The 2,248-nt window shown below is 37.5% G+C and carries 1 protein-coding gene and 1 pseudogene; both read right to left on the reverse strand.

Features of this window, described 5'->3' with window-relative positions; all coding sequences use genetic code 11:
• A pseudogene (locus tag I4V44_RS18435) lies at window positions 1–955 on the reverse strand (DUF6017 domain-containing protein); the annotation flags it as partial.
• A gap of 78 nt (window positions 956–1,033) precedes the next feature.
• Window positions 1,034–1,906 (reverse strand): ParB/RepB/Spo0J family partition protein, encoded by an 873-nt coding sequence (locus I4V44_RS17305; protein ID WP_118588262.1) that lies wholly within the window; start codon window positions 1,904–1,906, stop codon window positions 1,034–1,036.
• Between the last annotated feature and the right edge of the window lie 342 nt (window positions 1,907–2,248).

The raw sequence follows: 2,248 nt of genomic DNA on the forward strand, positions 1-2,248 counted from the left end.
ATATCCGTTCATCGTTGACGGTGCATTAAACAGGGCTGCTAATAAATATTTCTTGATGTTCTTCACCTTTGTGGTGTTACCACTCATACAGTGTAAGACATACTCGATATGTGAATAGGTCAGCATCAGAAATTTTTTCTTCACCAGTGATGCCGGATACCAGTTGCTGGCAATCAAGATCTTGTCATTTTTACACATCACAGTCTCTACGATCAGGTTCACGATTTCATCTACCTGTCGCATATCGTCATGATGGGTTACTTCCAGTGATTCATAATCAATGGTCTCTTTGACAAGGTTTTCATAAGCCTGATAATCCTCAGAGCGGTTATCGCTATCAAATCTTTTCTCATCCACAGATATGATAGGGATTAGATTTATTATCATTCATTTCAGTATCACTAAGATTAGTATTATTAGGGTTTGAAATGTAAACTTCTTGAAGTTTGTTTTCGGGACTTCTAGAAGTTTGATTTTGGGACTTCATGAAGTTTGAATTGTAAACTTCTGTAGATTCCTCATTTTCCACAGAAGTTTGTTTTTTAAACTTCTTTAATTCCTCTCCAAATTTTTTCTCATCTGTTTTCTCAGACATAAAGGTTTTCACGTAGATAACGTTCACCTTTCCAAATCCCTGTCTGCGTTTCTCAATCAGACCAATTCCTGTTTCGTCATCCAGTTCTCTCATGGATTTAATGGCTTTATTTCTGCCACAGTTCAGTAATTCCATGATATCTTCGATGGAAAAGTAGATATATGCTCTGTTTTTGTCGTCAAACCACTGATTCTTGATGGAAAGAGACATTCGATCCAACATCAGTCCATATAAAATTTTAGCATCGCTTGATAAATCTTTAAAGTAACTGTCTGTAAATAATGCTTTTGGTATGCGGTAGAAGCTGAACTGATCAGCTTCGGTACCGTAAAAATAATTAAATGTCATTTTTTTCTCCATAATATCCTCCTTTCATTTTCTGCTAAGAAGTCCTCTTTTTAAACTTCTTTGACTTTGTTTTCTTAGCTTTTTCTATCCTTAACAGGACTGTTCCTGCATCCATTTTTCTAATAATGATTCAATCACCTGCTCCATATCTTTGGCTGTATAATCATCCGGAAAGTACTTTGTCAGTTTCTTTTCTGAGAAAATGAGAGACCGGGATACTTTCTTTGCCATCACACAGTTATTGAAAATTGATAACATCTGAATCTGATTGATTGGTCCATCATTTAGCTGATTTCTAAGTGCTGCAATCTGCTTGGGTTTAATAAATCCGGTGTCGCTGATATATTCGTAGATCCATCCCTGTATTTCCTTATCGATGTAGGAGATATTGACAGCAACCGTGAATTGAAGCTTTTTGTTATCTAACAGATCAAGAAGTTCTGGTAGCAATTCTGTCAGTCTAATGTAACGCTGAATCTGTTTATAGCTTTCACCTGTCCCATCCGCAATTGTTTCCGTTGTTCTTTTGAACTTTGGGACATTTTGTCCCAAAGTCAAGTCTGTCCGAGAACCTTGGTGTTTCATGGCCTCTTGTTTCATTTTGTAAGCAAAAGCTTTCTCACTGTAACTGATCCGTTCTCTGTGAAGATTGGAATCTACCATACTTAAAATGGAATCATCTTCACTTAATACTCGGATAATCACCAGTACTTTACGGTATCCCAACTTCTCCGCAACATGTTTTCTTCTGTGGCCGGATATGATCTCATAGTATCCATCCGGTACCGGTCTGACGATCAGCGGATTTAATATTCCATACTTCTCAATGCTTTCCTGCAGAAGAAACATTTCCTTATCATCTTTCACCTGAAACGGATGCTCTTTGAACGGTCGAAGACGCTCAATCTCAATTTCTATGATTCTTTCTTCGTTTTCTCCTGATTGTCTGTTTGGCTCAGTCATCTTGACTCCTTTCCTCCAGGATTCAGGATACTAAAAAATGCCTGCCTGGAACTTTTATAGATAGTAAAGTTCCAAACAGACATTGCTGTTTGACCATTAGCTGTAGCTAATAGAATTGAATACTGTTTCAGCTAATTCATGTTTGCAGGTTTGGGAGAGATTATTTCTTTTCCAGCCTTTTCTCTGATTTACATCCCCGAATAAGGGGTGACAACGGAGCGGAACCCAAATGTTAGCTGGACTTCTTAAAACCCATGTTTGCAAACCGGTAATTTTGATTAGCTGTCAGCTAACAAAAATCGGATTGCGTTAGCTGGAAATTGATCATTTTGAATGGAATTT

The organism is Blautia sp. 1001283B150304_161114_C9 (assembly GCF_015668165.1).
Lineage (GTDB): Bacteria > Bacillota > Clostridia > Lachnospirales > Lachnospiraceae > Blautia_A > Blautia_A wexlerae.

What these genes read in the sequence shown, in the direction of transcription:
- I4V44_RS17305 (WP_118588262.1), bottom strand. Translation starts at nt 1,906, where the DNA reads ATGACTGAGCCAAACAGACAATCAGGAGAAAACGAAGAAAGAATCATA.